The organism is Microbacterium sp. 2RAF4, from assembly GCF_052115285.1.
Taxonomy (GTDB): domain Bacteria; phylum Actinomycetota; class Actinomycetes; order Actinomycetales; family Microbacteriaceae; genus Microbacterium; species Microbacterium oxydans.
On sequence record NZ_JBFRGI010000002.1, the window covers coordinates 352,268 to 378,130 of the forward strand.

Sequence of the window (25,863 nt, forward strand, 5' to 3'; positions counted from 1 at the left end):
GGGGTGGAGCCGGGTGTCGTGGAGTGGTCTCAGTCCGCGAGGAACTCCCGCACCGCGGTCCGGAACTCCGGTGCGTGCAGGGCCGCGAGATGGTCGCCGGGAACATGCCGGGTCCGCGCATCGGGCAGCAGCGCCGCGAGGTCGTCGATCCCCGCCGCCATCCCGTCGTCGACTCCGCCGATCAGGAGGACCGGAACGCTCGGCCCGCTGCGATCGGCGACGAACGGCTCCGCCGCCAGCCCCTCGATCAGATCGAGGAGGTCGGCGGGACGGTTGCCCGGCGTCGACACCATGCCGAGGATCATGCCCGTGAGCGGATCGCCCGGCGCGCTGCCGTCCGCGAGGGAGGCTCGCGCGGCCGGGAGGTCGACGAAGGAGAAGGGCTCCTCTGCGCTGAGCCCGCCGAGCACGAGCCGCCGCACGGCGAGGTCGCCACGGGACGCGAGATCCCACGCCAGCCGTGCCCCGAGCGAGTAGCCGACGAGGTCGACCTCCTGCTCACCGACGGTCGCACGGATCGACGCGGCGATCGCGTCGATCACGGCCGAGGTCGGCGCGGCCCCGAGCGCGATGCTGTCGCCGTGTGCCGGGAGGTCGATCGCCATGCGCGGCCGCTCGCCGAACACGACGTCCCACTCGCTTTCGGGCCAGTCCAGACGCCCCCGCGAGGCCAGGCCGTGGAGGAACACGACCGGTCGCCCCACCCCCGCGTGGTGCGAGACGGACAGCAATGCGGTCATGAGGCGCCTTCCTCTCGAATACGGCGCCTCGCGGTCAGCGGAGTCGCGCCAGGAACTTCCGGATGTAGTCCTCGTAGTCGGCGATGCGCTCGCCTTCGGGATACATGAGGTTGATCACCGTCGCTCCGACGGCGACCGAGATGAACTCGTTCGCGAGGGCCGCATAGTCCTGATCCCGGATGGATCCGGCATCGCGCGCCGCCTCCATCCGCTCGACGAGCATCGCGTGCCACCGCGCGAGATGCGTGCGGTAGAGCACCGTGAGCTGATCGTTCGACATCGCGTACTCCCAGAGGGCGAGGAGCACACGCCCGCTCGCGATCTCCCCGACACTGCTCGGCAACGTTCCCTCGAGCACCTGCTGCAGCATCCGCTCGGGCGTCGCGCCCTCCGAGATCGACTCCTGGAGCCAGGTGTCGTGCTCGAGCAGCACGGTCTCGAAGGTGGCGGCGACGATGCTCTCCTTCCCGGGGAAGTAGTGCTTCAGGGCGCCGTTCGCGAATCCGGCCTCGGCGGCGATGCTGCGCATGGTCGCCGCCTCGAATCCGCCCTTCAGGATGATGCTCTTCGCCACCTCGACGATGTCCCGTCGACGCTGGTCGTGGTCGATGATCTTCGGCATGTCGTCCTTCCGGCCGATTCTGCTGCGTGGAGTGTTCCGGCCTGGAGCTACCGTACCGCCGCATCGCGCACCTCCCGCAGAGCGAGCCACTGCGCGCGACGTTCGCGCTGGGCGCGCGGGTCGGCGACAGGCGAGGCCAGCCGAAGGCGCTCGGAGTAGGGATGCTCGGGCGCACGGGTCACCTGCTCGCCCTCCCCGACCTCGACCAGCTCACCGCGATACATCACGGCGACCCGATGACAGACCCGCCGCACGACGCCCAGGTCGTGGGAGACGAAGAGGTAGGCCACGCCGGTATCGCGCTGCAGCTCGATGAACAGGTCGAGGATCGTCGCCTGCGTGGTGAGGTCGAGCGCACTCACCGGCTCGTCGCACACGATCAGGCGAGGGCCCCGCACCAGAGCGCGGGCGATCGCGACCCGTTGTCTCTGCCCGCCGGAGAACTCGCTCGGATACCGGTCCACCGACGTCGACGGCAGCCGCACGCGATCGAGCATCTCCCGTACCTTCGCCTCTGCGGCCCTGGCACCGATGCCGGTGGTGAGCAGCGGTTCGGCGAGGATGTCGCCGATCGTCATGGCGGGATTCAGCGAACCGTAAGGGTCCTGGAAGACGACCTGCACGTCATCGGCGAGCGCGCGGCGATGACGGGAGCCGAGATGGCTGATCTCGCGCCCGTCGAACCGGATGCTGCCGGCAGTGACGGGGGCAAGCCCGAGGATGGCTTTGCCGAGCGTCGACTTCCCCGACCCGGACTCTCCGACCAGACCGAGGCACTCCCCCGGTCCGATATCGAGAGAGACGCCGTGCAGTGCCCGGTAGGCCTGCCGTCCGCGACCGTACTCCACGACCAGGTCGTTCACCTCGAGCAGCGGGTTCATGCGGGGACTCCCGTCGTGCGGCGGTCGAGCTCGGCTCTGCCCTCGGCGTCGTCGAGCGACGCGGCGATCAGTTCTCGCGTGTAGTCGACGGTGGGGGCGGCGAAGAGGTCGTCGACCGGGCCCGACTCCACGATGTCGCCCCCGCGCATCACGATCACCCGATCGCAGATGTCCGCCACGACGCCGAAGTTGTGCGTGACGATGAGCAATGCCATCCCGTACTCCGCCTGCAGCTCGCGCAGCAGCTCCAGCACCTCGGCCTGCACGGTGACGTCGAGTGCGGTCGTCGGTTCGTCGGCGACGAGGAGCGACGGCTTGCCGGCGATCGCCCCCGCGATCAGCACCCGCTGCGCCATGCCACCCGACACCTGGTGCGGGTAGCTGCGCATCACCCGGTCGGGATCGGTGAGGCCCACTCGCACGAGCATCTCCCTGGCGCGGTCCTTCGCCGCGGCCTTGCCGAGTCCGTGCGTGCGGCGCAGCGGCTCCACCAGCTGATGGCCGATCGTGTACGAGGGGTCGAGGTTGCTCATCGGCTCCTGCGGCACGTAGCCGATGGAGCGCCCCAGAAGGGCATGGCGCTGCGCGGGTGTCGCCCGCGTGACGTCGACACCCCCGACCCAGATCGCGTCGGCGGTCGCCCGCCCGGTGGCCGGAAGCAGGTCGAGCACCGAGAAGACCGTCTGCGACTTGCCGGATCCCGACTCGCCGACGATGCCGACGACCTCGCCGGGGGCGACGTCGAGGGTCACCCCGTGCACCACCTCGGTCTCGCCGTTCGGTGTGGCGTGCACGACCCGGAGGTTCTCCACGCGCAGAGCCGAGGCCTCCGCGGCGTGCTGCGCCGCGCCGGACGAGGAGTTCGCGGCGGACACGGCGGCGGACACGGCGGCGTCCTTCCGACGACGGGACACCCGCGGCGTGCGCACCTGCACCAGCTCGGCGAGCGTCGACCCCATGATCGCGAGCACCGCGATCGTGAGACCGAGGGCTGCCGACGGCCACAGCAGCATGAGCGGATACGTGAGCATGAGGCGGAAGCCCTCCAGCATCATGGCTCCCCAGCTCGGGACATTGGAATCGCCGATGCCGAGGAACTGGAGGCCGGCCTGCATGCCCATCGCGATGCCGGCGGTCAGCGCCGTCTGGATGATCACGGGCGGGTAGACGGCCTTGATCACGTGGCGGAAGATTATCCGTCCGTCGGAGAGGCCGGAGACCCTCGCGGCGTCGATGTACGGCTCGCTGCGCACGGCGAGCGTCTGCGAGCGGGCGATGCGGAAGTAGCCGGGCACCATGAAGACGCCGACGGTGGCCATCAGGAGCTCGAAGTTGTTGCGGGAGCCTGCGGCCACGACGAGCAGGATGATCATGCCGGGGATCGACTGCAGGGCGTCGCTGATCCAGGTGGAGACCCGATCGAACGCTCCCCCGAAATAGCCGGCGGCGACACCGGCGGGCACACCGATCACGAGGGCCGTGACGATCGTGATGAGCGCGCCCCACAGCGTCGTGCGGGTGCCGTAGATGAGGCGGCTGAGGATGTCCCGCCCCGTGGAGTCGCCACCGAGCAGATGCTCCGGTCCCGGTGCGGCCTTCGCGGCGGACAGGTCGACGAAGTTCGGGTCCATCGGTGCGAGCAGCGGGGCGAACACGCCCACCAGCACGATGAGCACGAAGATGCCGAGCGGGATGTACCCACCGGGGTGACGGAGGAACCGCCGGAACAGGCTCGACCTCCGCTTCTGCGCCGCACGGTCGAACGCGACCCTGATGTCTGTCGTGGTCATGCGACGCGCACCTTCGGATTGATCCAGCCGAGCACGAGGTCGAGCAGGAGGTTGATGAGGACGACGAAGACGACCGAGACGACCGTGATGCCGAGCAGCATGGGGATGTCGCCGTTCTGCGATGACTGGTTCGTGAGCTGGCCGAGACCCGGGAGGCTGAAGATCTGCTCGACCACGATCGCACCGGAGAGGAGGCCGACGAACATGAGCGCGATCACGGTGAGGGCCGCCGGCGAGGCGTTGCGCAGGATGTGCAGGTTGACGCGAGCGGCGGAGAGTCCACGACTGCGAAGCGTGCGCACCCAGTCCTGTCGGCTCTGCGCGATGACGGCGTTGCGCAGCTGCTCCGACACGGCGACGATGCCGCCCAGCGCGAGCGAGATCGCCGGAAGGGTGATGGAGCGCAGCCAGCCGTCGACGGACTGCGTCGGGGGCACGTAGCCCACGGCCGGGAACCACTTCAGCTGCACGGCGAGCCACATCACCAGCACGAGGCTGACCCAGAATCCCGGGAGAGCGAACAGCACGACGGAGATGCCCTTGATGATGCGGTCGAACCAGGTGCCTGGTCGGAGTCCGGTGATCATGCCGAACCCGATGCCGACGACCGCGGTGATGAGCGTCGCGAAGGTCACGACGCTCAGCGTCACCGGGACCTTGATCGCGAGCTGTGCGCTCACCGGTTGGAAGTTGCGCCAGGAGACGCCGAAGTCGAGCAGCACGGCGTGTGAGAGCCAGTCCCAGAACTGCACGAGGAGCGGACGGTCGAGACCGATCTTCTCGGCCAACGCCGCCTGCTGGGCGGGGCTCGCCGTGGTGCCGAGCAGGGACGCGGTCGGGTCGCTGATGGCGAGGTGCGCCAGGAAGAAGGTGCCGATCGAGACCGCGACGAGCAGGAGGATGCCGGACAGCACCCGCTTCGCCGTGAACACAAGCATGAGAACCTCGGGAGGGGTCGGAGGGGGAAGGATCCGGGGGCGGCCGTGTCGTGGCCGCCCCCGGAGGGCATCAGCCCTGGGTGATGTAGCGCAGGGTGGGGAACATCATCCCGACGACGGGCTGCAGCTGGATGCCGGGCGCCGTGTAGTAGATGTTGTTGGCCTGGTACCAGACCGACCACCACGCCTGATCGACGAGGGCCTTGTTGAGCTCCTTGACGGCGTCGGTCTGCGCGTCGCCGCGTTCCTTCTGCACCTTGTCGACGAGCGGGGCGATGACCTCGTTCTGGGCATAGTCGGGTTCGGGGTTGAACCACTGCACGCTGGTGACCTGGCGGGCCACCGTCGCGACGTCGTTGCCGTCCATCGCGAGGAACGAGATGAACATCGGGTAGTTGGGCGCGTTCAGCTGGTAGTCGGGCATCTGCATGTTGTCCCAGGTGACCGTGACGCCCAGCTCGTTGAGCGCCTGCTCTGCGGAGGGCTTCCACATCTCGAAGATCGGCGACATGGGCATCGAGATCGCGAAGCCGTCGGGGTAGCCGGCGTCGGCGAGCAGCTGCTTGGCCTTGTCCATGTTGTAGGCGTAGGTCTCGTTGAGGGCGGGGTCGTTGACCGAGCCGCCGTCGGGGAACACCTGGTTCGTGGCGACGCCAGCGCCGCTGCCGACGGCGCCGAGGATCGCGGCGCCGTCGAACGCGTAGTTCAGGGCCTGGCGCACCTCGAGCTTGCCGAGGGGCTCGCTCTTGGCGCCGGTGTGGTCGGTGATGACGAGTCCCGCCCAGCCGGAGACGCGCTCCGCGGTGTTCCAGCCCTGCTGCTTCGCCTGTTCGAGGTTGGCGACGTCGCCGTACTGCACGTTGATCTGGCCGCTGAGCATCGCGTTGTGCCGAGCGGTGGCGTCGGTGATCGGGTAGATCGCGAGCTCGGAGAACGGATAGGTCTCGGCATCCCAGTAGTCGGCGGTCTTGGTGAAGTGGTACTCCGCACCGGCGACGCTCGTGGCGCTGTCGAGGACGTAGGGGCCGGAGCCGATCGGCTCGCTGCCGAGGGTTCCCGCCTCGATGGCGGCGGGCGAGGCCACATAGCTGCGGCCGAGGCCCATGAAGTAGAGGATCGTGTCGTCGCGCTGTGTGAGCACGATGCGCACGGTGTCGTCGTCGACCTTCTCGAACGCGGCGACGTTGACGTAGGCCTCCCCGGAGCGCGCTCCCGCCTTCAGGTACTCGAGGCTGGTGATGACGGCGTCGACGTCGACCGGGGTGCCGTCGCTGAACACGGCGTCGGTGCGGATGTCGAGGTCGATGCTCAGGTCGTCGTCGGCGACAGTCCACTCGGTCGCCAGCGACGGGATCGGTTCGCCGTCGGCGTCGAGGGCGATCAGGGCGTCGTAGACCGCGGAGAGGTACGGACCGTCGAAGCCGATGTCGGCGAGGGAGGGATCCCACGACGTGATGTCGAGGAAGTTGCCGATGTTCAGGGCGTCGGGGCCTTCGGCGGCGCTGCCGTCGGACGGGGATGGTGCTCCGCCGCTGCAGCTGGCGAGCGCGAGGGTCGCGGCCACGGCTGCGGCGAGCGCGAGGGGCATTCGTTTCATGGTTCCTTCTCTCGGGTGCAAGGGTGGTGAAGAAGGCTCGGAGTGCCGCTGGCCGGAGGCCGGATCCGGCGTCACCTCGATGTGTCGCGCTGGTTAGTCTACAGGCGTGGAAAAAGAGCGCAAGGGCGATTCTCAGTGCGGATACCCCGCTCCATGCCCGGGGGTGCACCGGGCTTGTCCGAGCGCGCAGGCATAGCGGCAGATCGGTACCCCACACAGACGCCGCCCGTGTCAGGCAGCACCCGCCTCAGACAGCGCCCACCTCAGACAGCGCCCACCTCAGGCAGCACCCGTCTCAGGCAGCGCCCGTCTCAGGCAGCGACATCTCAGGCAGCGACATCGAAGCGTGCTCGCCCTCCCAGTCGCGGAGTGCGCGCCGGATCGATCGAGGCGGGCGGCAGGAACCACACCCTGTCGCGATCTCCGCCACCGCCCCCGCCACCGCCACCGATGCGGATGTCCCACCCGTTGTCGTGAATGCGGTGATGACAGGTCTCGCACAGCAGCACGCCGTTCGAGAGATCGGTCGGCCCGTGGTCACGTCTCCACCAGCGGATATGGTGCGCCTTCGTCATCTCCGGTGGGAGTCCGCACATGGCGCAGCCGCCATCCCTCTCCACGAGGGCCAGTCGTTGCGATCGCGTGAAGAGGCGCTTCTCCCGGCCCCAGTCGAGCACCTCGCTCGCGGTACCGAGTATGCACGGGATCACGCCCCCGCCCGCAGCCATCCGCCGCGCAGCCCCGATGCTGACGGGCTGCTCGATTCCGTCGATCTCGGCCGACCCCGCACCCCCTTCCAGGGCGTCGAGACTCAGCCGCACGATGACGGTCGCGCCCGCCAACGGCAGGCGAGCCTCGCAGTCGAGCACATGCCCGGCGAACACCGCGAGCGCGTCGGCCTGGATCATCGGCACGGTGCGACGATCGACATCGGGCGCGTCCGGGGCCGCCGCATCCTTCCGCGCGGCGAATGCGGCGCTCACGTAGCCGCGGATGGCGGTCACGACGGGCGCGGCGGTCTCCGCATCGAGGACGGCATTCAGATGCACCATCCCGCCGCGCTCGTGGATGGTCAGGGATCGTCGGGAACGCTGCTCCTCCAGACGCGACTCCACCCCTTGCGGGTCCCACCAGGCTTCCGCCCGCACGACCAGCCTCCGCACGTCGTCGAGCGCGAGCCCCGCCGACTTCTCGACCAGCACACGCTCCGTCTCGGCGACACGCTCGACGCCGACCGCCACGCGGCATCGGTCGAGCAGCGCGATGATCACCGCCGCCGCCTGAGCGCTGAGTGCGCCCGCGCCGAGCGCCTCCCGAACCAGCGGATACCTCGGCGGCAGCGGTACGCCGAGGAGATCGGCGCGTGGTGCGACCGCCTCTCCGACCTTCACCAGCCGATGCGCGTCACCGCGCGACACCCCGACGGTCGCCGCGATCAAGGTCGCCGGATTCCGGAAGCCCTGCTGCTTCGCAAGGCTCTCCGCCCCCAGCTCCGGACGCGACTCCCGCGAGATGCATGCGGCGACTTCGATATGCACCGCGTCCAGCCGGCGTTGGAGCACGCCGATCGACGTACTCACCGCGATCAGCTGTTCACGCGAGAGGTCTCCCGAACTCTCGGCGTCGGCCCATGCCGCATCGAGGCGGGACATCGCCTCGTGCAACACGGCCAACTTCGACATGCCTCGATTCTATCGAATCAGCGCTCCAGTTTCGAAGTTATGTTCGATTCCATTCCGGCATTCCGCGCCTCATCGACGAGCGCACGATACCCGGGGAGGAACGGCTCGACGAGCTTCGTCTCGAGTTGCGCCTCCAGATCCCAGAGCACACGCCGCTCCGCCTCATCGACCACGAGCGCACCACTCGCGTTGGCAGCGGCCAGCCATTCGAAGAGCACCAGCGCTCCGCCAGCCGTCAGCTGCAACTCGACCGACTCCCGCTCTCCATTTCCCGCCATGCGCATCATGCTCGCATGGTTCACCGGAGCAACCGCACCGGACGACAGAGAAGAGGGCGACGTGGGCACATGGGGACCGGGGAACTTCGACGACGACACCGTCGCGGACGGACTGAGCGCGATCACCGACGACCTGATCGCGAAGATCGCGGAGGTGTTCGCCGACGAGGACGACGACACCGAGCTGCAGCCTGACGAATGGGGAGGGTCGATGGCCCCCGCGTGGCTCGAGATCCTCACCGACATCGCGTCCGCAGGTCGCGTGGGGGCGACCTTCCCCTCCCGCAGCACCCTCGAAGGGTGGCGGGATCGATACGTCCGCGTGTGGGACGAGTACATCGACGAGCTCGATCCCGACGAGGACTATCGCATCGACCGGCGACAGGTCATCGTGTCGACCTTCGAGCGCGCCGTTTCACTCGCCCGCGAGCGGGAGTCGTAAACACCACCCGCACTCCCCCACCACTCACCACGCTCCATCCGCCCGCACTCCGCGGTCGACCCAGCAGTCGGCGAGGGCGGTGCGCACCTCGTCGCCGTGGTCGCGCGCCAGCGCGAGGGCGGCATGGTTGAGCTCGAGCTGTGCGACGCGTGAGGCGCCGAACAGCACGTTCGCCGTCGCGGGGTTGGACAGGCAGAAGGCGATGCCGAGTGCTGCCGGCGTCACGCCGAACCCCTCGGCGACCCGCGCGACCTCGGGGTAGACGGCCGCGATCTGCTCACGGATCCCGCCGACGTCGGCACCGATCTTCCGTTCCGGCATCCGCCCGGTGGCGAGGATGCCGCCCTCGAACACGTCCGACGCCTGGAGGGTGAACGTGCCGTCGGCGAACAGCGGCCCGTAAGCCTCACCCTCCGCCATCGACCGACGAGCGATGCCGTACTTCAACTGCGCGAACACCGGTCCGGCCGCCCCCTGAGCCTCGGATTCCGCGAGCGCCTGCCGCGTGTGCTCGATGCGCCAGTTGTTGATACCCCAGGAACCGACGAGACCCTCGTCGATCAGCGCGTTCACGTCGGCCACGAGCCGCGGCAGGTCAGGAGCATCGAGGTAGTCGCCCACCACGAGGGTGTCGAACCGGTCGAGGCCGGCCCGCTGCAGCGACTCCACGAGCTGCGCACGGAACCCCTGGTTCGGCCAGTCCCACAGCCAGAGCTTCCCGCACAGCACGATGTCCGCCCGGTCGACGCCGCTCGCCCGCAGCGCCTCGCCGAACAGGACGTCGGTGCGGGAGTTCTCGGCGTGCGGACCCATGTTGTAGTACGCGACGTCGAAGAACCCCGCATCGAGCTCGATCGCGCGCCGGATGAGAGTGACAGCTTCGTCCCGTTCCATGCGATCCCAGGTGTTCCACGACCCCAGGGCGAGCGGCGGTACCGGCGCACCGCCCGAGAACAGGGGTGTGCGGGGATATGTCGGATCGGGCATGAGGGCTCCTTCGCCGTCTCGTAGCACAGGGTTGTGTTTTTCTATGTTTGTAGAATATAACGGACTCATCCCGTCAGAACACCCGTCAGTGAGGACGACCATGACCGCTTCCCCCCGCCGCATCCTGGTCACCGGAGGGGCGTCCGGGCTCGGCCGCGGCATCGCCGCCGCCTTCCGCACGGCCGGCGACGAGGTGTTCATCGGCGACGTGGACGCCGACGCAGCCGCTGCCGTCGCCGCCGAGATCGGCGCCGTCCCGCTCCCCCTCGACATCGGCGACGAAGCGTCGGTGCGAGCGGCGGCCGAGCGGGTCAGGGAGTCCGGCGGCATCGACGTGCTGGTCAACAACGCCGGCATCGTCGCTGGTGGCGGCACGCTGCAGGAGGTGCCGGTGGATGTGGTGGATGCCGTCCTCCGCGTCAATGTACGCGGCACGTTCCTCATGCTCCACGTCTTCGGCGCGCTGCTGGCCGAGGCGCGACATGGTTCGATCGTCAACATCTCCTCGATCGGCGCCCGCCAGCCCACCGCGGGCCTCGGACACTACGAGGCGACCAAGGCCGCGGTCGACGCCTTCACCCGCACCGCCGCCCTCGAGCTCTCCGCCTCGGGAGTGCGCGTGAACGCCATAGCGCCGGGTCCGGTCCTCACCCCGCTGACCGCCGGCTTCGCCTCCGACCCCGACGCCCGAGCCGCCTGGGAGTCGCGCATCCCGCTCGGGAGCATCGCCGAGGTCGACCAGATCACGCCGCTCGTGCTGTTCCTCGCGAGCGACGCCGCCAGCCACATCACCGGAGTCTCCGTCGCCGTCGACGGCGGCCAGCTCTTGGTCTGAGAGGACCCCCATGTCGATCCCCACCCTCACCCGCGCCGCCGTGCTCACCGCCCACGGCGAACCCCTCGCGCTGCAGGAGCTCCCCCTTCCGAGCGAGGTCGACCCGGGCGCCGCGCTCGTGCGCATCGCCTGCACCACCCTCTGCGGCACCGACATCGAGATCTGGGAGGGGAGGATGACCTTCCCCGGCATGCTGCCCATGGTCCTCGGGCACGAGATGGTCGGCGAGATCGTCGCCGTCGGCCAGGACACCCGCGATGCGCTCGGGCGACCGCTCTCCCCGGGCGACCGCATCGGCTGGTCGGAGTCGACCTGCGGGGAGTGCCACGGCTGCGTCGTCCTGCGCGAGCCCGTCGCATGCTCGCGCCGCGGCTACGGATTCCTGCAGCGCGCCGATGTGCACCCGTTCGCCACCGCGGGGCTCTCCGAGTACGCCTACGTCACGCCCGGTGCGGCCAAGCTGCTGCTGCCACCGACGGTCAAGGACACGTGGGCGTCGATGGCGGGATGCGCGGCGAAGACCGTGCTGCGCGCCTTCGAGCGCGCGGGCCGCATCCGTCCAGGCTCGACCGTCGTGGTCCAGGGGTCCGGAGCGCTCGGCATCTTCGCCACCGCCGTCGCGAAGATCGCCGGTGCGGGTCGCGTCATCACGGTCGGCGCTCCTGCCGCGCGCCTCGAGCTCGCCGCGCGCTTCGGTGCCGATGCCGTCGTCGACTTCCGCGACGGACCCGTCGTGGATCAGGTTCTGGAACTCACCGGCGGCGTCGGCGCCGACCACGTCTTCGACTTCGCCGGGGCACCGAGCGTCGGCCCCGATGCCGTCGGCATGGCCGCGCAGCGCGGCACGATCGCGATCGTCGGCTCCACGGGACCAGCGGGCGACGGCTTCGCCCTCAGCACGATCATGGGCAAGGAGCTCACGGTGGTCGGTTCGCTGAACGGCGACATCTCGGACTACGCCAGGGCCATCGACTTCTTCGCCGCCTTCGCCGATCGCTACCCGTGGGACACCCTGTTCAGCGCCCCCGTCGGTCTCGCCGACGCCTCGGACAAGATCGCCCGTATGCACCACCTCGATGAGGTCAAGGCCGTCATCGACCCGAGAATGTGAGCCTTCAGATGATCACTCCCCGCCCCCACGGAAGCGTTCCCCGCCGCGAGATAGGTCGCAGCGGCATCGATGCTTCGCTGTTCTCGCTCGGCTCGTGGCACACCTACGACCGCATGGACTTCGCCGACGCGGTGGCCATGCTGCGGGAGGCCGTGGAGCGCGGTGTCAACCTCTTCGACGTCGGCGTGTACTCCGCGCCCGGCGCCCCGCCCGTGTTCACGGATGTCATCTTCTCCGCCATGGTCCGCGCCGCCGGTCTCGCCCGTGAGGACTGGCTGCTGTCCTCGAAGCTGTGGCTCGAGGCCTTCGACGCCGACGGCTTCCGCCCGCAGCTCGAGAACGCCCTGATGCGGGTGGGAGTCGAACACGCCGACCTCGTGATCCTGGGCGACCTGCGGCGCGACGACCTCGACCTGCGCGACCTCGTGATCGATCTCGCCCGGCTCACCGACGCCGGACTCATCCGCGCGTGGGGCGTGAACAACTGGTCGGCCTCGAGCATCCAGACGCTGATCGACCTCGCCGCACGAGAGGGGGTCGCCGGACCGCAGATCGCACAGCTGAAGTACAGCGTGTCCCGACGCTCGATCCCCGACGGCGCCCCGTTCGCCCGCCTGTGGGAGCAGGGCCTCACCCTGCAGGCGTCGGACTGCCTGGAAGGCGGCGTGCTCGCCGGGAAGGTGAACGGCGACCGGCAGATCGGCCGCGACCCCGGAGACATCCGCACGCGGATCATCGCCGACGTGCCCGCGTTCACGGCGCTCGCGGAATCGCTCGGCGCCTCGCCCGCACAGCTCGGCCTGGCTTTCACCCTCACGCATCCTGCCCTCACGACCACGCTCTTCGGCGCATCGAGCGTCACGCAGCTGCGGGCGAACCTCGACGCCGCCGTGCTGGTCGAGCGCGTCGGCGCCGCGGCACTCCGCGAACTCGTCGAGCCGTTCTGGGCCGACCGCGACGTCGTCGATCCCGAGGGCCCCTGAACCCGGTCCCGCGACCACGCCCGCCCGAAGCCCTTCGCAAGGAGACCCATGACCACCCCCACCGCCACCGCCGCCGGACGTCCCACCCTCACCCCCGTGCCGTTCGACCCCGAGGTGCAGGCCGTGCTCGATGAGCTCGACAGGAACCCGCAGCCGGCGCTGACCCGCGACACCCTCCCGCGCGAGGGCACCGACCGCATGTTCCCGGACAACGACACCGTGATCGCCGGACGGGCGATCGAGTGGGAGGACCGGATCATCCCCGGCCCAGCCGGCGCCCCGGACATCGCGATCACGGTGTTCCGTCCTGCTGGCACCGCGCACGATGTGCTCCCCGGCTTCGTGAACATCCACGGTGGGGGCATGATCGTCGGCCACCGCTCCTGGGAGACCGGCCGCGTGGTCGACATCGTCGCCGAGCACCGCGTCGTCGCGGTGAACGTCGAATACCGTCTCGCGCCGGAGGACCCCTTCCCTGCCGGAGTGGAGGACTGCTACGCGGCCTTCGTCTGGGTGCACACCCACGCCGCCGACCTCGGGATAGACCCCGATCGCATCGTGGTCGGAGGCGGCAGCGCCGGCGGTGGTCTCGCGGCGGCCGTCGCGCTGATGGCCCGCGACCGGCGCGGCCCGCTCATGGCAGGGCAACTGCTGCTGTGCCCGATGATCGACAACACGAACACCAGCGTCGCGAGCCGCCAGTACGACGGCATCGGCACCTGGCAGCGGGAGATGAACCTCCTCGCCTGGTCGTGCGTGCTCGGCGACGACCTCGCCTTCAGTCCGGAAGCCCCTGCGTACGCCGCTCCGAGCCGTGCGACGGACCTCTCCTCCCTCCCACCCGCCTTCATCGAGGTCGGCGAGGCGGAGGCCTTCCGCGACGAGGACACCGAGTACGCCCTGCGTATCTGGGCGACCGGCGGCCAGGCGGAGCTGCACGTGTGGGGCGGTGGCGCGCACGGCTTCGACATGTACATGCCGGATGCCGAGATCTCGCGCGCGGCCCTCGCCACCCGCGCCTCCTGGTTGCGCCGGATCTGGCTGGCCCGCCGATGACCGCTCCCGCACCGGTGCCGTACGATCCCGCGCTCGTCCCTGGGCTGACGGCGTTCGTCGACCTCGTCGAGGTGATCCCGCTGCGCGCCGAGACGATCCACGCCAACCGCGACCACTTCGCGACGATCATCCCGCCCATGGCGACACAGGCAGAAGGGCGGGCGGTCGCCTGGGAGGACCGGACGATCCCCGGCCCTGACGGCGCCCCCGACATCGAGATCACGATCGTCCGCCCGACCGCACCCGCGAACGCCTCGGCACCCGCGAATGCACCGGCACCCGCCGTGCTGTCGATCCACGGCGGCGGCATGGTCCTCGGCACCCGGTTCTTCGGCACGGGCGAGCTCATCGACCTCGCCGAACGCCACGGCGTGGTGGGTGTCGCCGTCGAGTACCGCCTGGCCCCCGAGCATCCCGGCCCCGCACAGGCGGAGGACTGCTACGCGGCATTGGAATGGATGGCCGCGCACGCCGACGAGCTCGGCATCGACCCGGACCGCATCATCGCCTCCGGCATGAGCGCGGGCGGCGGGCTCTCCGCCGCCGTCGCCCTGATGGCGCGCGACCGCGGCGGGCCGCGCCTGGCAGGACAGCTGCTCGGCTGCCCGATGCTCGACGACCGCAACGACACCGTCTCCAGTCGCCAGTACGACGGGTTCGGCGCCTGGGATCGCCACAACAACGACACGGCCTGGAACGCGATCACCGGATCCGACCGCGGCACCGACCGGGTCTCTCCGTACACCTCGCCCGCCCGGGCCGACGACCTGTCGGGCCTCGCGCCCGCGTTCATCGAGGTCGGAGCGGCCGAGACGTTCCGAGACGAGGCCGTCGACTACGCCCTGCGTATCTGGGCGACGGGAGGCCGCGCGGAGCTGCACGTCTGGGCCGGCGGCTATCACGGGTTCTCCGGCTTCTCCGCCGAAGCGGAGGTCTCACGGGCGGCCGACGCCGCTCGCGACAGCTGGCTGCGGCGCACCCTGCGCCTGGACGGATGAGCATCACCGCGTCCGGAGCAGCCCCGCGCCCGCGGATGAGCACACTGCGGGCCATGCTCGTGCTCGGCATGCTGGAGGCGTTCGGTCCGCTGTCGATGGACCTGTATCTGCCCCAGCTGCCGCAGCTCGCCGCGTCCCTCGACACCACCGAGGCGCTCGCTCAGGCGACGATGTCGGCCTGCATGATCGGCCTCGGCCTCGGCCAGCTCGTCGCCGGACCGCTCAGCGACCGTCTCGGCAGGAGGCTCCCGCTCATGGTGGGCGTCTCGGCCTTCGCCGTGCTCTCCCTCCTGTGCGCTCTCGCCCCGACGATCGAGGTCCTGCTGGTGGTCCGCTTCCTGCAGGGTCTCGCGGGCTCGGCCGGCATCGTGATCTGTCTCGCGATCGCCCGCGACCAGTTCGAGGGCATCGAGCTGTCGCGCATGCTGTCGTTGCTGTTCCTGGTCTCGGGCACCGCGCCGATCGTCGCGCCCGTGGTCGGCGGTCAGCTCGCGCTGATCATGGATTGGCGAGGCATCTTCGGCGTGCTCAGCGCGGTGGGTGTCGTGCTGCTCCTGGTCGTCGTGCTCGCCCTGCCGGAGACCCTGCCCGCCGCCGCCCGTCACGGCGGAGGTCTGCGCACGCTCGGACTCCATGCCGGGGCCGTCGTCCGCGATCGTCTGTTCGTGGCGGTGCTGTGCGCCGCAGCAGGAGGCGGTGTGGCCTTCTTCACCTACCTGTCCATGTCGTCGTTCGTGCTGCAGGACGAATTCGGCCTGAGCCCGCAGTCGTTCAGCCTCGCTTTCGCGGCCGGAGCGCTGGCCAGCATCGCCGGCAGCCAGCTCAGCCGTCTCGTGGTCGGCAGATGGGGCCCGCTGCGCGTGTACCTCGGCGGCATCTCGGCCACGTTGGTCGCGACGACCGCATTCCTGATGCTCGCCCTCTCCGACGTCGGCGTCACGGGCATCGTCGCCGCATTGATCGGCTTCATGCTGTGCTCGGGGCTGGGTGGCCCCAACGGCCAGACCCTCGCCCTCGCCCACCACGGCGCGCGAGCGGGCACGGCTTCCGCCCTGCTGGGGATGTCGACGTTCCTGTTCGGACCCGTGCTCGCGCCGATCGCCGCAGGAGTCGGCGGCACGAACGCCGTCACGATGGCCGTGACGATGACCGTGGCGGCCGCCGTCGCCGCGGTCGCCGCGTGGGCGTTCGTGCGCCCGGCCGCGGCCGTCTGAGAGCTCCGATCAGAACCCGAGGCACATGACGGCGACGCCGGCGGCCATCGCCCACGACTCGACGGTGAGCAGACGCGCCGTGCGGCCACGATGCACGGGAGCGACGAACCACTCAGCGACGACCGTCCACAGCACGACCCCGACGACTCCGACCAGCACGAGCACCGACAGCACTCCCGACAGCCCGTGCCCGCCGTGACCGGAAGACACGGATGTCGAGACGCCTGCTCCGACCGGATCTGCCGCCACCGCCCCGTCGAACGCGCACATCGCCATCACCAGGGAGACCAGCGCTCGATGACAGCAGCTCGCCGCTGCCGACGTGCCGCGCACCCCCATCGTGCCCACCATGGCCGACACAAGCAGCACGGCCCCCAGGACGAGCCCGACCAGCGGGTTGCGGCCGTCGGTCGCCGCGAGCGCGAGCATGGCTGCCGCCATGATGAGCGACGCCTGCCTCCCCTGCCAGGGCACGGCGCGCCAGAGCGCCGCGGTGGCGGCGGCAGAGACGATCGCCGCCGCGGCCATCAGCCACGGTGCTGCGGGGAGGAGGTGATCCACAGCCGCAGTATATTGATCAATCGCTCAATAACGCTAGACCGCAATGCCGCAGGTCTCGACGCCATGCGCCAGGATGGAGACATGCCCCGCATCGTCGACCACGATGAGCGCCGCAGGCAGATCGCCGAGGCGCTGCTCGCCGTCGCCGCTCGCGACGGACACGAGAGCGTGTCATCGCGGGCCGTCGCGAAGGAACTGGGCGTCGCGACGGGCGCACTCTGGCACTACTTCGACGGCTTCGACGAGGTCGTGCGCGCGGCCGCGGCTGAGGTGACCCGACGCACCGAGGACCGCATCGCCGCGGCCACGGCAGGACTCCGCGGCCTCCCCCGCCTCCACGCACTCATGCGCGAGGTGCTCCCGATCGACGAGCGCACCCGGACCGAGGCGCACGTCGTCGTCGGATTCTGGGGGCGCCTCGCAGCACTCGCACCCGCACCGGACGCGGCGGTGCCGACCCTCGCCACCTGGCAGGACAGCACACGGCTCGCGCTGCGCGAGGCGGTCGAGGACGGCGAGCTGCGCACCGACACCCCGACCGAGACGATCGTGACGCTGCTGCGCTCCATCACCTACGGGCAGCAGATCGTCGAGGTCACGGAGCCGCAGTCCGCCGCCGCGCACCTCGCCGTGCTCGACGCTGCGCTCGCTCCCTGGCGCGCCTGAGGCCCGTCTCCGCACGCCCCGTTGCGAAGAACGGGGCGTTGCGAAGAACGGGCCGTCGGCCCTATCATCGTGCCAACCCGTTTATTGAGCAGTCGCTCGAAAATAGTGAGGTCGACGATGTCCCACCATGCTCCGCAGCCCGTGTCGATCGGGAAGATCGCCACTCCGCACCCGCACGACCCCCTCACGGGACCCGAGATCGCCGCCGCCCGCGAGGTGCTCGACGCCGCTGGTCTGATGACGGCGACCACCCGGGTGCCGATGCTGCTCCCCGATGAGCCCACCAAGGACGAGCTCGCGACGTGGACAGCAGGCTCCGCCGTCGACCGCCGCGTCGACGTGACGCTGCTCGACATCGCCACCGGGATCGCCACGGAGGTCGTGGTCTCGATCACCCGCCGCGAGGTGCTGCGCACGCACCGGGTGCCGAACGACGCCCCGCCCTACGGACAGCCGCAGTATCTGTTCGAGGAGTACGAGCGCGCGGAGAGCATCGCGAAGGCCTCGCCGGAATGGCAGGCCGCGATGAAGCGTCGGGGCCTCGAGGAGCACATGGCTCTCGCCTTCTGCGGCCCCCTCGCCCCCGGATACACCGGGCGTGCCGATGAGGAGGGCCGCCGGGTGATCCGCTCGCTGACGTTCCTCAAGTACGACGAGCACGACTCCCCGTGGGCGCACCCGGTCGAGGGCCTCATCGTGCACATCGATCTCACCTCCAACAGCGTGATCCGCGTCGAGGACCATGGCGACGTGCCGGTGCCGGCCGGACACGGCAACTACTACCCCGAGGTGCAGGGCGAGGCGCGCACCACTCTGAAACCCATCGAGATCACCCAGCCGGAGGGGCCCAGCTTCTCCGTCACCGGGTCGCTCGTGGAGTGGGAGGGCTGGTCGATGCGCGTCGACTTCAACGCGCGCGAGGGCCTCGTGCTGCACGACGTCACGTTCCAGGGACGGTCCGTGCTGAGCAGGGCGAGCGTTCCCGAGATGGTGGTCCCCTACGGCGACACCGCTCCCGGACGGTTCTGGATCAGCTACTTCGACGCCGGCGAGTACCTGCTCGGCAAGAACGCCAACCACCTCGAGCTCGGCTGCGACTGCCTCGGTGTGATCCGGTACGTCGATGGCTACGTCGCCGACGACCACGGCCACCCTGTGCGGATCCCGAACGTGATCTGCATGCACGAGGAGGACTACGGCATCCTCTGGAAGCACACCGACCTCGCCGGACGCTCCGACGTGCGCCGCTCGCGTCGGTTCGTGGTGTCGTACTTCTCCACGATCGGCAACTACGACTACGGCTTCTACTGGAACTTCGGCCTGGACGGCTCGATCGAGGTCGTCGCCAAGGCCACGGGCATCGTGTTCGCCGGTGCGGGTGAACCCGGCGTGCGGCAGAAGCATGCGACCGAACTCGCGCCCGGCGTGTTCGCCCCCGTGCACCAGCACCTGTTCTGCGCGCGCCTCGACGTCGCGATCGACGGCGAGGACAACCGGCTCGTCGAGGTGGATGCCCAGCGCATCCCGATGGGCGAGGACAACCCCTTCGGCAACGCCTTCACGTGGTCGGAGACGCCGCTGCGCACCGAGTCCGAGGCGCAGCGCGACGCGGACTCCTCGGTGGCACGCGTCTGGGAGGTGCAGAGCGCATCGCGCACGAATCACGTCGGTCGGCCTACGGCGTACCACCTCATCCCGGAGCCGACGGCGCTGCTGATGGCCGACCCGGAGTCCTCCGTCGCCGCGCGCGCCGCCTTCGCGACGAGGCACCTGTGGGCGACGCGCTTCGAGCCGGGGCAGATCTGGCCGGCCGGTCGCTACCCGAATGCCCACCAGGGCGGCTCCGGGCTGCCGGAGTACGCCGCCGCGGACCGGGACATCGACGGGCAGGACATCGTGCTCTGGCACACCTTCGGCCTGACGCATTTCCCCCGCCCCGAGGACTGGCCCATCATGCCCGTCGACTACGCCGGATTCTGGTTCAAGCCCGCAGGGTTCCTCGATCAGAACCCGGCCATGGACGTGCCGGAGTCCTCTCAGGCGCACGGAGGTGCGGCATCCGCCTGCTGCGGCGGAGGGTCCTGCACCTGCGGGCACTGACCCTGCACCTGCGGACGCTGGGCCTGCACCTGCGGGCGCTGGGCCCGCGGGCGAGCGGACCGCCCCGGCCTGCAGGGTGCCAGGCACCGCGCCTCAGTATTGCGCCGAGAAGGCCCCGTCGGACTTCAGCAGCTGCCCTGAGATCCAGCGACCATCGTCGGACACGAGGAACTCCACAACGGCCGCCACATCGGTGGGTCGGCCGAGGCGTCCGAGCGGGGTCATCCCGGCAAGGCCCGTGCGCGTCTCATCGTCCATCCAGCCGGTGTCGACGGGTCCGGGGTTCAGCACGTTCGCGGAGATCCCCCGTGGGCCGAGCTCGCGCGCCGCGGAGATGACGAGGCGGTCGAGCGCCCCCTTCGATGCACCGTAGGGGAGGTTGCCGGTCACGTGGTCGCTGGTCAGTGCCAGGACCACTCCCCCGTCGTCGCCGACCTGACGCGCGAAGGCCGCGATCAGCAGCAGGCTCGCACGCGCGTTCACGGCGACGTGCAGGTCGAAGCTCTCCGCGGTGGTGTCGAGCACTCCGGATTCCACATCGTGCGCGTGGCTCAGGATGAGGGCGGTGATCGGTCCATGAGCTGCCGTCACCTCCGCGATCAGCGCTTCGGGTCCCTCGACCGTGGAGAGGTCGGCGGGGTGGTCGGCATCGCGCAGGTCGCTGGTGACGACGGTCCAGCCTGCGGCACGCAGCCGGGGGACGATTCCGGCGGCGATGCTGTCGGCGCGCGCGGCGCCGGTGATCAGAGCGAGGGGCATCCGCATACCGTACCGGACGCTCGGGAAGCGCGCCGATCAGGCGAGCGCGGTGATGGCGTCGCGGAGGATCCCGTCGGCCTCGTCGAGCGCGGACGCTGCAGCCTCCGCCGTCGCATCGGCGGCGAGCATCAGCAGCGCGAGCTTCACTGAACCGTCCGCCTCCTGCAGCGCGGTGGCCGCCCGCGCGGTGTCGACGCCGGACAGCTGCGACACCGTGCGGATCGAACGGGCGTGCAGCTTCTCGTTCGTGGCCAGCAGATCGACCATCACCCCGCGATAGGTCTTGCCGAGGTTGATCATCGACAGCGTCGTGAGCATGTTGACGACGAGCTTCTGCGCCGTCCCGGACTTCAGCCGCGTGGACCCGGAGATGAACTCGGGTCCGGTGACCACCTCGATCGCGACCTCGGCCGCGGCCCCGATCTCGGAGTCGGCGTTCGACGCGATCGCCACCGTGAACGCGCCGATGCCGCGCGCGTAGGTCAGACCGCCGACGACGTAGGGGGTGCGACCGGAGGCCGAGATGCCCACCACCGTGTCCCGCTCGGTGAGTCCGAGCTCGCGCAGCGAAGCCTCGGCGGCCGCGTCGTCGTCCTCGGCGTTCTCGACGGCGGAGCGGATGGCCGTCTCACCACCCGCGATCAGACCGACCACCATCGAGGGGTCGGTGCCGAACGTCGGCGGGCACTCGCTCGCGTCGAGCACGCCGATGCGTCCCGCGGTGCCCGCTCCGATGTAGATGAGGCGTCCGCCGCGACGGAACCGCTCGGTGATGCCGTCGACGGCGGTCGCGATCTCCTCCGCACGCTCGGCGACGGCTTCGGGCACGCGGCGGTCCTCCGCGTTCATCCGTCGCACGAGCTCGGCCGTGCCGAGCAGGTCGAGGTCGCCCCGCTCCGTCGTCGAGGCCTCGGTGTCGAGGCGCTCCAGCACGGAGAGGAGGGCAGTCAGGCGGGAGTCGTCATTCGGCACGATGGACGAACCTTTCATGGGGGAGGTCTGTGCGGCGCGCGAGAAGCAGCGCCCCGTCGAGGGCGTCGCCGCGCGCGGGCACCACCCGACGCTCGGCTGCCTGCAGGGACGACGCGAGCTGCTGGCGGAACCAGACGTGGTCGGTGAGACCGCCGTGGATGACGGTGTCGGCGGTGAGGGCGGAAGCGGCGGTCGCCGTCGCCGTGAGCAGACGGATGCCCTCGTCGACGATCGCGGAGGCAGCCGCATCGCCGTCCTGCGCGGCGTCGAGCACGAGGGGCGCGAGCGTCGCGAGGCGCCGCGGAAGGGGCTCGCCGCCCGCGAGCCACTCCTGGATGTCGGCGACGCCGCCGACCGGATCGGCGATAGCAGCGGTGAGGACCGTGCTCGGCCCCAGCGAGTCGTTCGCGCGCAGCACGGCGCGCAGCGCTTCCCGTCCCAGCCACGAGCCGCTGCCGAGGTCGCCGACCTCAGGACCCCAGCCGTCGACGAGGCGCGCTCCTTCGGCGTCGATGCCCAACGCGGCCGCTCCGGTCCCGGCGATGAGGAGCACGCCGGCGTGGCCGTCGAGGGCTCCCGCATGAGCCGTGACCACGTCGGACGCGACAGCGGTCTGCGCTCCTGTCGCCGCGGCGAGCGACGAGGCCAGATCCCGCGCAGCATCGGGCGCGAGCCATGCCCCGGCCGCACCCACTCCGACCAGCTGCAGACTGTCTTCTCCCGACAGGAGCGGAAGAATCGCGGCGAGCGCGCTCTCCACCCCGCCCGCGGCGGCGAGTCCGGGCGCTCCGACGCCGTCCCGCTCGATCCGCCGGTCGGGTCCGGTGACGAGGACGCGGCACCGTGACTTGCCGAGATCGATGGATGCCGTCACGCGTGCCTCCATGGGCCCTCCCCTCCGGATCGGCGAAAAAGTCTGTGAAAAGAGCCTACATCGGAAGTAGACTCGGCAAAAAGAATTTACACCTCACCACGACGGAGGACGCATGAGCATCCAGTCGACGATCGAGGCGGCAGCATCCACGCTGACCCCTTCCCTCGCCCGCATCGCCCTCGTCGTGCGCGAGAACCCCTCCGTCGTGATCGACAGCACCATCAACGAACTCGCCACGGAGTGCGACACCTCCGTCGCGTCGGTGGTGCGCTTCTGCCGGGCGATCGGCTTCAGCGGATATGCGCCGCTGCGCATGGCCCTGGCCTCCGAGCTCGGCAAGGAGGCCGCCCAGTTCTCGGCACGAGGCGCCTACGGGTCGGAGATCTCGGAGTCCGACACCCTGGAGGAGGCGGTGTCGAAGGTCGCGTCGCTCGAGCTCCTGGCGATCGAGGAGACCGTCGCCCGGCTCGACTTCGACGTGCTCGAGGCTGCCGTCGACGCGATCGACCGCGGGGAGCGCATCCTCCTCTACGGTCTCGGCGCCAGCCGCTTCGTGGCCGAGGACCTCAGCCACAAGCTGCTCCGCGTCGGGCGCAACGCCCACATGCCCACCGACCCCCACGAGGCCGTCGCCGTGTCGGCGCTGCCCACCGCGAGCACGGTCGCGATCGGCTTCTCGCACTCGGGTTCGACCCTCGAGACCGTCCGCTTCCTGGAGACCGCGCACGCAAGCGGCGCGACCACGATCGCGGTCACCTCCGCCAAGGACTCTCCGCTCTCCCGTGCGGCCGACCACGCGCTGTTCACCGAGGTGCGCGAGTCGAGCTTCCGCGCAGGGGCGATGGTGAGCCGCATCGCCCAGCTCACGCTCGTGGACTGCCTGTTCCTCGGCGTCGCGAAGCGTCGCTACGCCGAGACGGTCGACGCGCTGCAGCGCACGGGCCAGGCGACGCGGGAGCTTCGCGGCTGAGCGACTTCACCGTGCACAGCTCCCGTCGGAGTGTCGGTGGTTCATGATGGACTGAGTCCATGAACGCACTGCTCGACGCGACGGACACCCAGATGGCGATGCTCGCCGATCTGGTCGCGTCGCTCGAAGCGGCGGAGGCCACGCTGAGCAGCATGCAAGCCGCGCGCGACGGCATGCTGGCGATGGCGGGGCGCCTTGCCGTCGACATCGCCCGCGCCGCCGAGCACCCCGACCGGGGAGACATGGCGATCCGCGCCGTGGCCGCCGAGATCGGGGCCGCACAGCGCGTGAGTGACCGCACGGTGGAACGGCGGATGGCCGATGCCTCCTGGCTGGTCGAGCGCTTCCCGGCGGTGTGGCAGGCCCAGGGCGAGGGACGCATCAGCGCGGCTCATTCGCGCGTCATCGTCGATGCGGGCGCGCACCTCGACCACGCTGCAGACCGACAGGCGTTCGCTGACGAGGCGGTGGAACTGGCCGAGGGCGAGTCCCCGAACCGGCTGCGCAGGCTGGCTCGCCGGCTCGCAGACCGATTCCAGGAGCGCACGCTCACCGAGAGGCATCTCGATGCGCGGGAGAAGCGCCGGGTCTGGGTGCGCGACCTCGATGACGGCATGGCCGAGCTCGGCGTCCAGGGTCCCGCCGTGCTCGTGCACGGCATGTTCGATCGGCTCTCGCAGATGGCTCACGCGGTGAAGGAGCAGAGCACCGCCGCCGTCCATCATCACGCCGCCGATGAGCACACCACCGATGAGCGCACGGTCGATCAGTTGCGCGCAGACCTGCTGGCCGACCTCGTGCTCACCGGAGCGCCCACAGGACACGACACCGCCGACGGCCTGCTCGGAGAGATCCAGGCCCGCGTCGAGATCACGGTTCCGGTGATGACCCTGATGGGCTGCGAAGATGCCGTGCGAAGGGTTTTACCTCTCGTGCCCGGTTCCGTGCCGCCGCCGGCAGGTTCCGCGTCGCCGCCGGCAGAGCTCGACGGTGTGGTTCCGATCGACACGGCGACTGCTCGAGCCCTCGCCGGTCTCTCCTCCGGGTGGGATCGGGTGCTCACGCATCCGATCTCCGGCGAGATGCTCGCGGTGGATCGCTACCGGCCGAACGCGCAGCTGCGACGACACCTTCGAGCCCGAGACCAACGTTGCCGGTTCCCCGGCTGCGGGATCGTCGCCCGAAAGTGCGACCTCGACCACAATCATGCGGCCGCGAGGGGCGGGCCCACCTGCGACTCGAACCTCTCCGCGTTCTGCCGACGACATCACATGCTCAAACACCATTCCCCCTGGCATGTCGAGCAGCGCCCCGGTGGCGTCCTGGAATGGACGAGCCCGACCGGGCGCGAATACATCGACCGCCCACCACCCCAGAACACGGTGGTGTTCACCCACGAGCCGGCACCGGACGAGCCGGCACCGGACGAACCGGCACCAGACGAACCAGCACCAGACGAGAGACTGGCGCAAGAGCCAGTTCGCCCGCGCTTCTGATGACACCATGCAGGTGCGCACCTACGCTCAGTACGCAGACCCGTCTGCGCTACTGCGAACACACTCGCCTCGCAACGCGAACGAGCCGCCCGGACCCGAGGGTCCGGACGGCTCGTGTTCCGCGACGACGAGCGTCGCGGACTGATGTGTCTTACTGGTACGACTTCACGATCTCGAGGAGGCTCGGGACGTTGGCGTAGGCCTCTGCCGCGTTCTCCTTGGTGACGATGATCGGGTCGAGCAGGTAGGCCGGAACGACCTTCACGCCGTTGTCGTACTGCTCGGTGTCGTTGACGTCGACCTCTTCGCCCTTCTGGAGCTGGCCGACCATCTTGATCGACTGCTCGACGAGGAGCGTGGTGTCCTTGTTGATCGTGGAGTACTGGACGCCCTCCATGATCGACTTCACCGACTCGACCTCGGAGTCCTGACCCGTGACCACCGGGACCGGCTTGCCCGCACCCTGCACCGAGGTGATGATGGCGCGAGCGAGGGTGTCGTTCGGGGACAGGACGCCGTCGAGCGTCTCGGAGCTGTACGTCGACGTCAGGAGCGAGTCCATGCGGCGCTGAGCGTTCTCCGCCTTCCAGCCCTCGGTCGCCGTCTGGGCGATCTCGGTCTGGCCGGACACGACCTTCAGCGTGCCGTCATCGATCTTCGGCTGCAGCACGTCCATCGCACCGTTGAAGAACACGGCCGAGTTCGCGTCATCGGGCGACCCCGAGAACAGCTCGATGTTGTACGGAGCCTCGTGACCCGCGCGCTCGGCGAGCCCGTCGAGCAGAGCCTGACCCTGCAGCTGACCGACCTTGAAGTTGTCGAACGCGACGTAGTAGTCGACGGCTTCGGTGTTCTCGATCAGACGGTCGTACGCGATGACCGTGACGCCGGCGTCACGGGCGGCCTCGACCTGGGTGGCGAGCTGCTTGCCGTCCTTCGCGCCGATGATGATGACCTTGGCGCCACCGGTGACCATCGCCTGGATCTGGTTCTGCTGCTCGGCGACCGTGTTGCTGGCCGGCGCGTACTGCACGTCGGCCTTGAACCCGGCCTTCTTCAGACCATCCGTGAACAGCTGACCGGCGAGAACCCAGTTCTCCGAGGTCTTGTCCGGAAGGGCGACACCGATCGTGGCGTCGGCGGCGAAGCCCTTGGCGGTCTCCTCCCCCGCTCCCGAGCCGGTGCCACCGCGCTCCGAGGAGCAGCCGGTGAGGGCGAAGGCGCCCGCGACGACAAGCGCTGTCGCCGACAGAAGAATCTTCTTCATGTGATCTCTTTCTCTGGTGTGTGAAGGTCCAGGTGCGCGTGCGG

The 25,863-nt window shown here is 69.8% G+C and carries 25 protein-coding genes; 11 read left to right on the forward strand and 14 right to left on the reverse strand.

Annotated features, from left to right (window positions below; translation table 11 throughout):
• Positions 1–29: 29 nt before the first annotated feature.
• From AB4070_RS05890 to AB4070_RS05925, 8 genes are all read right to left on the reverse strand, one after another.
• Positions 30–740, reverse strand: a complete 711-nt coding sequence (locus AB4070_RS05890) for an alpha/beta fold hydrolase (RefSeq protein WP_441979290.1) — start codon at positions 738–740, stop codon at positions 30–32.
• A 34-nt stretch (positions 741–774) separates the two neighbouring features.
• Positions 775–1,362 carry a TetR/AcrR family transcriptional regulator gene (locus AB4070_RS05895; RefSeq protein ID WP_046749685.1) on the reverse strand — a complete coding sequence of 196 codons (588 nt, stop codon included), beginning with the start codon at positions 1,360–1,362 and terminating at the stop codon, positions 775–777.
• Positions 1,363–1,409: 47 nt separating this feature from the next.
• Positions 1,410–2,243 (reverse strand): ATP-binding cassette domain-containing protein, encoded by an 834-nt coding sequence (locus AB4070_RS05900; RefSeq protein ID WP_441979291.1) that lies wholly within the window; start codon positions 2,241–2,243, stop codon positions 1,410–1,412.
• Positions 2,240–4,033, reverse strand: coding sequence for a dipeptide/oligopeptide/nickel ABC transporter permease/ATP-binding protein (locus AB4070_RS05905; protein WP_441979292.1), 1,794 nt, complete (start codon positions 4,031–4,033; stop codon positions 2,240–2,242). The genes AB4070_RS05900 and AB4070_RS05905 overlap by 4 nt, the downstream gene beginning before the upstream one ends.
• Positions 4,030–4,971 carry an ABC transporter permease gene (locus tag AB4070_RS05910; protein WP_046749688.1) on the reverse strand — a complete coding sequence of 314 codons (942 nt, stop codon included), beginning with the start codon at positions 4,969–4,971 and terminating at the stop codon, positions 4,030–4,032. The genes AB4070_RS05905 and AB4070_RS05910 overlap by 4 nt, the downstream gene beginning before the upstream one ends.
• A 70-nt stretch (positions 4,972–5,041) precedes the next feature.
• Positions 5,042–6,568 carry an ABC transporter substrate-binding protein gene (locus AB4070_RS05915; protein ID WP_441979293.1) on the reverse strand — a complete coding sequence of 509 codons (1,527 nt, stop codon included), beginning with the start codon at positions 6,566–6,568 and terminating at the stop codon, positions 5,042–5,044.
• A gap of 326 nt (positions 6,569–6,894) precedes the next feature.
• Complete coding sequence (locus AB4070_RS05920) at positions 6,895–8,250, reverse strand: DUF222 domain-containing protein (RefSeq protein ID WP_441979294.1); 1,356 nt, start codon at positions 8,248–8,250, stop codon at positions 6,895–6,897.
• Between the two features lie 17 nt (positions 8,251–8,267).
• Entirely contained in the window at positions 8,268–8,528 is a 261-nt protein-coding gene (locus AB4070_RS05925; protein ID WP_441979295.1) for a hypothetical protein, read from the reverse strand.
• Between AB4070_RS05925 and AB4070_RS05930 the strand changes: the two genes are divergently transcribed.
• Positions 8,527–8,970, forward strand: coding sequence for a DUF4259 domain-containing protein (locus AB4070_RS05930; RefSeq protein ID WP_441979296.1), 444 nt, complete (start codon positions 8,527–8,529; stop codon positions 8,968–8,970). The two genes, AB4070_RS05925 and AB4070_RS05930, sit on opposite strands and share 2 nt — an antisense overlap.
• A gap of 24 nt (positions 8,971–8,994) precedes the next feature.
• Here AB4070_RS05930 and AB4070_RS05935 read toward each other — a convergent pair whose 3' ends face one another.
• A complete protein-coding gene (locus tag AB4070_RS05935; RefSeq protein WP_441979297.1) occupies positions 8,995–9,957 on the reverse strand; it encodes an aldo/keto reductase in 963 nt (320 codons plus the stop codon).
• A 100-nt stretch (positions 9,958–10,057) separates the two neighbouring features.
• On the opposite strand from AB4070_RS05935, the gene AB4070_RS05940 reads away from it, so the two are divergent.
• From AB4070_RS05940 to AB4070_RS05965, 6 genes are read left to right on the forward strand one after another with little or no spacing between them, the layout of a single operon-like run.
• Entirely contained in the window at positions 10,058–10,792 is a 735-nt protein-coding gene (locus AB4070_RS05940; RefSeq protein WP_441979298.1) for an SDR family NAD(P)-dependent oxidoreductase, read from the forward strand.
• Between the two features lie 10 nt (positions 10,793–10,802).
• A complete protein-coding gene (locus AB4070_RS05945) occupies positions 10,803–11,903 on the forward strand; it encodes a zinc-binding dehydrogenase (protein WP_441979299.1) in 1,101 nt (366 codons plus the stop codon).
• A gap of 8 nt (positions 11,904–11,911) precedes the next feature.
• The gene (locus AB4070_RS05950; protein ID WP_441979300.1) at positions 11,912–12,886 is read left to right on the forward strand and encodes an aldo/keto reductase; all 975 of its coding nucleotides are present in this window, start codon (positions 11,912–11,914) and stop codon (positions 12,884–12,886) included.
• A 48-nt stretch (positions 12,887–12,934) separates the two neighbouring features.
• Positions 12,935–13,942 carry an alpha/beta hydrolase gene (locus tag AB4070_RS05955; RefSeq protein ID WP_441979301.1) on the forward strand — a complete coding sequence of 336 codons (1,008 nt, stop codon included), beginning with the start codon at positions 12,935–12,937 and terminating at the stop codon, positions 13,940–13,942.
• On the forward strand, positions 13,939–14,940 hold the full coding sequence (locus tag AB4070_RS05960) for an alpha/beta hydrolase (RefSeq protein WP_441979302.1): 1,002 nt from the start codon (positions 13,939–13,941) through the stop codon (positions 14,938–14,940). Before AB4070_RS05955 ends, AB4070_RS05960 begins: the two co-directional genes overlap by 4 nt.
• A complete protein-coding gene (locus tag AB4070_RS05965) occupies positions 14,937–16,154 on the forward strand; it encodes a multidrug effflux MFS transporter (protein WP_441979303.1) in 1,218 nt (405 codons plus the stop codon). Before AB4070_RS05960 ends, AB4070_RS05965 begins: the two co-directional genes overlap by 4 nt.
• Positions 16,155–16,163: 9 nt before the next feature.
• Here AB4070_RS05965 and AB4070_RS05970 read toward each other — a convergent pair whose 3' ends face one another.
• Positions 16,164–16,715 carry a hypothetical protein gene (locus AB4070_RS05970; RefSeq protein WP_441979304.1) on the reverse strand — a complete coding sequence of 184 codons (552 nt, stop codon included), beginning with the start codon at positions 16,713–16,715 and terminating at the stop codon, positions 16,164–16,166.
• Between the two features lie 81 nt (positions 16,716–16,796).
• Here AB4070_RS05970 and AB4070_RS05975 point away from each other — a divergent pair, with 81 nt between their 5' ends.
• On the forward strand, positions 16,797–17,381 hold the full coding sequence (locus AB4070_RS05975; protein WP_441979305.1) for a TetR/AcrR family transcriptional regulator: 585 nt from the start codon (positions 16,797–16,799) through the stop codon (positions 17,379–17,381).
• A gap of 117 nt (positions 17,382–17,498) precedes the next feature.
• The gene (locus AB4070_RS05980) at positions 17,499–19,481 is read left to right on the forward strand and encodes a primary-amine oxidase (RefSeq protein WP_441979306.1); all 1,983 of its coding nucleotides are present in this window, start codon (positions 17,499–17,501) and stop codon (positions 19,479–19,481) included.
• A gap of 93 nt (positions 19,482–19,574) precedes the next feature.
• Here the strand turns inward: AB4070_RS05980 and AB4070_RS05985 are convergent, their stop codons facing one another.
• From AB4070_RS05985 to AB4070_RS05995, 3 genes are read right to left on the reverse strand one after another with little or no spacing between them, the layout of a single operon-like run.
• Complete coding sequence (locus AB4070_RS05985; protein ID WP_441979307.1) at positions 19,575–20,240, reverse strand: SDR family oxidoreductase; 666 nt, start codon at positions 20,238–20,240, stop codon at positions 19,575–19,577.
• A 36-nt stretch (positions 20,241–20,276) separates the two neighbouring features.
• Positions 20,277–21,212, reverse strand: a complete 936-nt coding sequence (murQ, locus tag AB4070_RS05990; RefSeq protein ID WP_441979308.1) for an N-acetylmuramic acid 6-phosphate etherase — start codon at positions 21,210–21,212, stop codon at positions 20,277–20,279.
• Entirely contained in the window at positions 21,202–22,086 is an 885-nt protein-coding gene (locus AB4070_RS05995; RefSeq protein WP_441979309.1) for an N-acetylglucosamine kinase, read from the reverse strand. Before AB4070_RS05995 ends, murQ begins: the two co-directional genes overlap by 11 nt.
• 112 nt (positions 22,087–22,198) lie before the next feature.
• Between AB4070_RS05995 and AB4070_RS06000 the strand changes: the two genes are divergently transcribed.
• Positions 22,199–23,056: a MurR/RpiR family transcriptional regulator gene (locus AB4070_RS06000; protein WP_441979310.1), complete on the forward strand. Its 858-nt coding sequence runs from the start codon at positions 22,199–22,201 to the stop codon at positions 23,054–23,056.
• 59 nt (positions 23,057–23,115) lie between these two features.
• The gene (locus tag AB4070_RS06005) at positions 23,116–24,552 is read left to right on the forward strand and encodes a DUF222 domain-containing protein (RefSeq protein WP_441979311.1); all 1,437 of its coding nucleotides are present in this window, start codon (positions 23,116–23,118) and stop codon (positions 24,550–24,552) included.
• A gap of 151 nt (positions 24,553–24,703) precedes the next feature.
• Here the strand turns inward: AB4070_RS06005 and AB4070_RS06010 are convergent, their stop codons facing one another.
• The gene (locus tag AB4070_RS06010; RefSeq protein ID WP_441979312.1) at positions 24,704–25,819 is read right to left on the reverse strand and encodes a substrate-binding domain-containing protein; all 1,116 of its coding nucleotides are present in this window, start codon (positions 25,817–25,819) and stop codon (positions 24,704–24,706) included.
• Positions 25,820–25,863 lie beyond the last annotated feature (44 nt).

Excerpts from the sequence above, each read along its gene's own strand:
- AB4070_RS05890 (WP_441979290.1), bottom strand. The coding sequence starts at position 740 with ATGACCGCATTGCTGTCCGTCTCGCACCACGCGGGGGTGGGGCGACCG.
- AB4070_RS05895 (WP_046749685.1), bottom strand. The coding sequence starts at position 1,362 with ATGCCGAAGATCATCGACCACGACCAGCGTCGACGGGACATCGTCGAG.
- AB4070_RS05900 (WP_441979291.1), bottom strand. The coding sequence starts at position 2,243 with ATGAACCCGCTGCTCGAGGTGAACGACCTGGTCGTGGAGTACGGTCGC.
- AB4070_RS05905 (WP_441979292.1), bottom strand. The coding sequence starts at position 4,033 with ATGACCACGACAGACATCAGGGTCGCGTTCGACCGTGCGGCGCAGAAG.
- AB4070_RS05910 (WP_046749688.1), bottom strand. The coding sequence starts at position 4,971 with ATGCTTGTGTTCACGGCGAAGCGGGTGCTGTCCGGCATCCTCCTGCTC.
- AB4070_RS05915 (WP_441979293.1), bottom strand. The coding sequence starts at position 6,568 with ATGAAACGAATGCCCCTCGCGCTCGCCGCAGCCGTGGCCGCGACCCTC.
- AB4070_RS05920 (WP_441979294.1), bottom strand. The coding sequence starts at position 8,250 with ATGTCGAAGTTGGCCGTGTTGCACGAGGCGATGTCCCGCCTCGATGCG.
- AB4070_RS05930 (WP_441979296.1), top strand. The coding sequence starts at position 8,527 with ATGCGCATCATGCTCGCATGGTTCACCGGAGCAACCGCACCGGACGAC.
- AB4070_RS05925 (WP_441979295.1), bottom strand. The coding sequence starts at position 8,528 with ATGGCGGGAAATGGAGAGCGGGAGTCGGTCGAGTTGCAGCTGACGGCT.
- AB4070_RS05935 (WP_441979297.1), bottom strand. The coding sequence starts at position 9,957 with ATGCCCGATCCGACATATCCCCGCACACCCCTGTTCTCGGGCGGTGCG.
- AB4070_RS05940 (WP_441979298.1), top strand. The coding sequence starts at position 10,058 with ATGACCGCTTCCCCCCGCCGCATCCTGGTCACCGGAGGGGCGTCCGGG.
- AB4070_RS05945 (WP_441979299.1), top strand. The coding sequence starts at position 10,803 with ATGTCGATCCCCACCCTCACCCGCGCCGCCGTGCTCACCGCCCACGGC.
- AB4070_RS05950 (WP_441979300.1), top strand. The coding sequence starts at position 11,912 with ATGATCACTCCCCGCCCCCACGGAAGCGTTCCCCGCCGCGAGATAGGT.
- AB4070_RS05955 (WP_441979301.1), top strand. The coding sequence starts at position 12,935 with ATGACCACCCCCACCGCCACCGCCGCCGGACGTCCCACCCTCACCCCC.
- AB4070_RS05960 (WP_441979302.1), top strand. The coding sequence starts at position 13,939 with ATGACCGCTCCCGCACCGGTGCCGTACGATCCCGCGCTCGTCCCTGGG.
- AB4070_RS05965 (WP_441979303.1), top strand. The coding sequence starts at position 14,937 with ATGAGCATCACCGCGTCCGGAGCAGCCCCGCGCCCGCGGATGAGCACA.
- AB4070_RS05975 (WP_441979305.1), top strand. The coding sequence starts at position 16,797 with ATGCCCCGCATCGTCGACCACGATGAGCGCCGCAGGCAGATCGCCGAG.
- AB4070_RS05980 (WP_441979306.1), top strand. The coding sequence starts at position 17,499 with ATGTCCCACCATGCTCCGCAGCCCGTGTCGATCGGGAAGATCGCCACT.
- AB4070_RS05985 (WP_441979307.1), bottom strand. The coding sequence starts at position 20,240 with ATGCCCCTCGCTCTGATCACCGGCGCCGCGCGCGCCGACAGCATCGCC.
- AB4070_RS06000 (WP_441979310.1), top strand. The coding sequence starts at position 22,199 with ATGAGCATCCAGTCGACGATCGAGGCGGCAGCATCCACGCTGACCCCT.
- AB4070_RS06005 (WP_441979311.1), top strand. The coding sequence starts at position 23,116 with ATGAACGCACTGCTCGACGCGACGGACACCCAGATGGCGATGCTCGCC.
- AB4070_RS06010 (WP_441979312.1), bottom strand. The coding sequence starts at position 25,819 with ATGAAGAAGATTCTTCTGTCGGCGACAGCGCTTGTCGTCGCGGGCGCC.